General features: G+C 30.9%; 3 protein-coding genes. All 3 read left to right on the top strand.

Annotated features, from left to right (window positions below; genetic code table 11):
• The first annotated feature begins 834 nt into the window (after positions 1 to 834).
• Complete coding sequence (locus tag B4J88_RS00170) at positions 835 to 2,085, top strand: site-specific integrase (protein ID WP_260136334.1); 1,251 nt, start codon at positions 835 to 837, stop codon at positions 2,083 to 2,085.
• Between the two features lie 88 nt (positions 2,086 to 2,173).
• Positions 2,174 to 4,624, top strand: a complete 2,451-nt coding sequence (locus tag B4J88_RS00165; RefSeq protein WP_260136335.1) for an McrB family protein — start codon at positions 2,174 to 2,176, stop codon at positions 4,622 to 4,624.
• Positions 4,625 to 4,627: 3 nt separating this feature from the next.
• Positions 4,628 to 5,384 (top strand): McrC family protein (locus B4J88_RS00160; protein ID WP_414646630.1); only part of this gene is annotated, 757 nt, incomplete at its 3' end.

Raw genomic sequence — 5,384 nt, 5'->3', positions numbered from 1 at the left:
CCAATTTATGATTATTTTTGAAGAAAGGCTCAGATTATAAAAATCCAAGCACTAACTTTTTAACTTACACACTGCGTAGGATAGTGTCTTAATAATCTTTATTATGTAAAGTTGAATAATGTCGTCTACCTATTATTTGGGATTATCTATACAACTTTGAAGGTTTTAGATTAGGAATATATTTTAGAACAATATAATTTGCAAACTATTTAAAACTATAATATGTCCATAATAACTATTTTTTATTGTGTCTGTTACAAAAATAATTTTTGATAATTTATTTTGTAAACTTTTATACAATTTTATGTCTTTCTTCTCTAATTTAAATTGATATGAACCTCCATACTCTGTTTCCGCATAATCATCAATTTCTATATTTACTTTTTAAATAAAGTTTATAGAATATGTGTATTCATAGTCATTTAATTTCCACTCTAGCTCATCATCTTTTGTATAATTATAATATACTATTATACCATCTTTCTCTCTAGCTCCATTAAGACAGTTTATAAAAATTCCGAAAAAAATAACTATTAAGAAAAATCTATTTAACATAATATATTTAGTTTAAAATAAATTTTCAGTAAAAATACATCAAACATTAATAACAGGGAAAACGGTTGTAAATAAAGGCTTTACAATCGTTTTTTGATTTTTTGGCAATGAGGTAAAAAGCAGAAAAAAGCGAGGTTAGGCAAAAGTAAGGTTACTAAAACGTTACTTTCAAGCATTAGAAACAACCGCTTTAAAATACTGTAATTCAGCTCTCTGCATAGTTTTTCATATTGTTTCGTAGCTCACATAGGTTTAATTTTATCATTAAGAATTGTGAGTATGGAAACGACAAAAAAATCAACGTTTAAGGTTCTTTTCTACCTTAAAAAGAATGCCCCGAAGAAGAACGGGAAAGTTACGGTTATGTGCAGAATTACCGTAAATGGTAATCAATCTGCATTCAGTACCAAGTTGGATATTTCGGCAACAAATTGGGATTTGAAGTACGGCAGGGTTTTAGGTAAAAGCCGAGAAGCCCAAGATGTGAACGGCAAGCTTGATAAAATCCGTTTGGGCATTGAGGAATGCTATTCCAAAATTCTGAAAACCGAGGGAGCTATAAACAGTTCTAAACTCAAAAATGCTTTTCTCGGTATGGAAAGTGGAGAAATTACCTTTTTCAAGTTTTATGAACAGTTCTTATCCGACTATGAGAAAAAGGTCAATAGCGGACTTCGGGTAAATGGAACACGAAGTAAGTATAAAACACTATTAAGACATCTTCGCAATTTTGCACTTACAAAATACGGTTACTCCGATGTGTCTTTTAACGACCTTACTCCTGATTTTATACAGGACTTTGATTACTACCTGCGTGATGACCAAAGCTTGACACATAACACGATTTGGCTGTATATGATTGGCTTTACCACGCTTTGCCGATTGGCAATGAGCAGAAAGCATCTTGCTTTTAATCCGTTCAGCGAGTACAAGAATACCAAAAAGGACAAAGACAGGGGTTATCTGTTGCGGAACGAGTTGGAACAGCTTGTAACGTTTAACTGTGAGAAAAAGAAAGATGAATTGGTTAAAGACCTGTTTGTTTTCAGTTGCTTTACTGGTCTTTCCTATTCAGATATGAAAGGTCTTAGAAACAGCAATATTCAGGATTTCTTTGACGGTAACCAGTGGATTATAATACGTAGGAAAAAAACAGCCACATCGTCAAATGTGATGCTGTTGGATATTCCCAAAATGATTATCGAAAAATATGCAGGATTTTCAAAAGATGGAAAAGTATTTCCTGTACCATCAAATACAGTCTGTAATGATAGCCTAAAGAGAATATCACAACAGATTGAATGCCTGAAAGAAAAGAAAGTAACCTTTCATTTAGCACGCCATACATTTGCCACGCTGTTTTTGAGCGAGGGCGTTCCGCTCGAAAGTTTAAGCAAAATGTTAGGGCATAAAAACATTGCTACGACACAGATTTATGCTAAGATACTCAACGAGAAAGTTGGTAAGGATATGCAAAAAGTATCGCATAAATTTAAGGGGATGGAACGGTCTTTTACTTCACACCTATGAATCTATAAACTAATCAAGAAAAGTCAATGTTATAAACATTGGTTTTTTTTGTAATTTAGTCAGCTATATATTAAATCATTAATAAGCAATGACTGAAAACCTAAAAAACATAACTTATCACTTGATTGAGAAATATATTGACATTTTAGAAGAAAACGGAGAACCAAACGAAGCTTATAAATATTTAGCAATAAATACATTTCAACAGAATTGGGATTTAGAAGCAGAAGATTTTCATCAAATGTTTCGATCTTCATTCAGTAAAGTATCCAATTTACTTTATCAAAACTCGTGGGGATTTATCGAAAAATCAACTCAACTTTTTCCTAATGAAGTACGGGAAATGTTTCGGAATCTGTATGATGAATCGATAGAAATTTCACAAAGAATCAAAATTTTTCAAACCGAATCAGAAAAAATACTTCCCAAAGTTAGACAATCATTAAACCGAACTAATATTAACACTCAACAAGATGAGCGAACTATTTCGGTTTATTTGGCTTTTCGTTTTCCTGAAAAATATATGTTGTACAAAGCAGATTATTACAAGAATTTCTGTGAGCAACTCAATATAAAAGCGAAAAAATCGGGAGAACGATTTTTGCATTTACAAGAATTAGCCAACCAAATTATTCAGGAAAATCTATTAAACGACAATAATTTCAATTTCATCAATACCTATCGCAAATTTTATCAAAAACCAGATTGGGATGATAAATGTTTGATGATTCAAAATGTACTGTATGTTGTTTTCAGAGATGCTAAAGATTTTAATCTACTTGAACTTTTCAAAAAGTTTGACAAAAAACAATTAGAAGAATACTATGATTTTTTAGATTCAATAATTGAAAATTTTGGTTTTCAAGAAGACGACAGAAGATTGGTTTTTAATGCTGATAAAAACAAAATTGTTTTTACAATCGGACAAAGATATATTTGGAATACAGCAACTATCGGTAAAGATGATTATAAATTCCGAACAATTTCAGAACAACAAATAAGCAACAATTTTGTGAATTTTGACGGCACTCCAACCGCTTATTTATGCAAACTAAACGATATTTCAGAAGCTCAAAAAAATAAACAATCTGTATTTAACTCAATTGAGAACGAACTGAATCGTACTCAAATTTCAGGTTATTCCAAATACAATAAAAAAGAATTGGAAAGAATGGCTTTTGATATTGATTTTAGAAATGAAATTTTGAGCCAATTAGAATATCAAACAACAACCGAAAAAACAATGAAAAACATAAATTCTGATAAAAAGATTCCGCTAAATCAAATCCTTTTCGGAGCACCAGGAACAGGAAAAACATATACATTGAGAAACGAATATTTTCCTAAGTACACAATTTCTGAAAAAAGTATAAGTCCAGAATCTTATTTTGAAGAAATTGTGAGTGGATTGACTTGGTGGCAAGCCATTGCTTTGGCTCTTTTAGAAATGGGAACAAGCAAAGTCAATGATATTTTAGAAAACCGTTGGGTTTCTAAAAAAGCCGTTTTATCTGAATCAAAAAATGTTCGGGCAACGATATGGGGAAATTTACAATTTCATACTGTAATTGAATCAAAAACGGTCAATTACACGCAAAGACAAACGCCTTATATTTTTGACAAAACAAAAGATAAAAAATGGGAATTACTTGAAAATGAATTAAAAGAACAAGCACCCGAAATTTACGATATTCTCGATTCTGTCAATAATTTTAAGCCGAATCCTAATAAAGAAATCAAGCACTACGTATTTACAACTTTCCATCAATCATTTTCTTACGAAGATTTTATTGAAGGAATAAAACCCGTTATGGAAGAAGGTAAAGAAACTATTTCTTACCAAATTGAAAACGGAATATTTAAGGATTTGTGTTTAAAAGCACAAAACGACACAGAAAATCGTTACGCAATTTTTATTGATGAAATCAATCGGGGTAATGTTTCAGCTATTTTTGGAGAATTAATTACGTTGATTGAACCCGACAAGAGAATTGGTTCAACCAACGAACTTAAAGTAAAACTTCCTTATTCAAAGAGAGAATTTGGAGTTCCAAAAAATGTGGACATTATCGGAACAATGAATACAGCCGACCGAAGTGTAGAAGCTTTGGATACAGCTTTAAGAAGACGTTTTTCATTTGTTGAGATGCAACCCAATCCAAGTGTTTTGCTTAATTCTGAATATCAAGATGTTGATTTGAAACAACTTTTAGAAACTATCAATCAACGCATTGAAGTATTGGTTGACAAAGACCATCAAATTGGACATTCGTATTTTATTGGAATCCAAAATTTGGAAGATTTAAAACAAACTTTCAAAGACAAAATCATTCCGCTTTTGGAAGAATATTTTTACGGAGATTTCGGAAAAATAGGCTTGGTTCTAGGAGGAAGTTTTATTTATCAAGAAGAAAATAAAGCAAAATTCCCGAATAACTTCAATTATGAAAACGACTTTTTAGAAGACAAAAAAGTATATCGTTTTACGCCTTTTGAAAATTGGAACGAACAAACTTTTATTTCTGTTTACGAAGACTAATTGATGCAAAACAAAAAGTTTATACAAGTTTTTGAGTATCAAAAATTGCGATACGATGATTCGGGATATTTCCGAAAGCATCATTTTGATGCAATGGTAAAATTCAACGAACTGCATCAAAACAAATATTTCACGATTATTCACCAAGGAATCCGATTTGGGAGTTATGTTGGTGTCATTCAAATTGGTGGATTGACGATTGAGATTCTTCCGAAAGCCGATAATAACGAAAATGCAGACAAAAATTTATGGCAAAATGTGTTGCTCAATATGCTGAAAATCTGCAAGAAAATTCAGGTTGAATCTATTTCAGAAACGCAACTCAAAAAACGCTATCATTCAATTTTAGATGTTTATTTTGAGCTATATCTGAATGAAATTGAACGATTGGTAAAAAAAGGATTGATAAAGAAATACCGAAAAAAACAATCCAATCAAAATGCACTAAAAGGCAAATTGCTTTTTGCTCAAAACATTCAACAAAATGTTGTGCATAAAGAGCATTTTTATTGTGAACATCAGGTTTACGATAAAAACCATTTGTTACATCAGATTCTTTATAAAGGTTTATTGGTTTTGAAAGCTTTTGTCAATGATTCTTTGAAAGACAAATTAAACCGATTGCTATTTGAATTTCAAGATATTGAAAATATCAATATTCAGAAAAAACATTTCGATAAAATCATTATTGATCGAAAAAACAACGACTATCAAAAAGCGATTAATATTGCAAAAATTATCATTCTGATTTCTATGACAA

This window comes from Empedobacter sp. UBA5036 (assembly GCF_002415215.1).
GTDB classification, from domain to species: domain Bacteria; phylum Bacteroidota; class Bacteroidia; order Flavobacteriales; family Weeksellaceae; genus Empedobacter; species Empedobacter falsenii_B.
The sequence above is the reverse complement of the archived record's forward strand: the minus strand, read 5'-3'. Positions and strand labels throughout refer to the sequence as shown.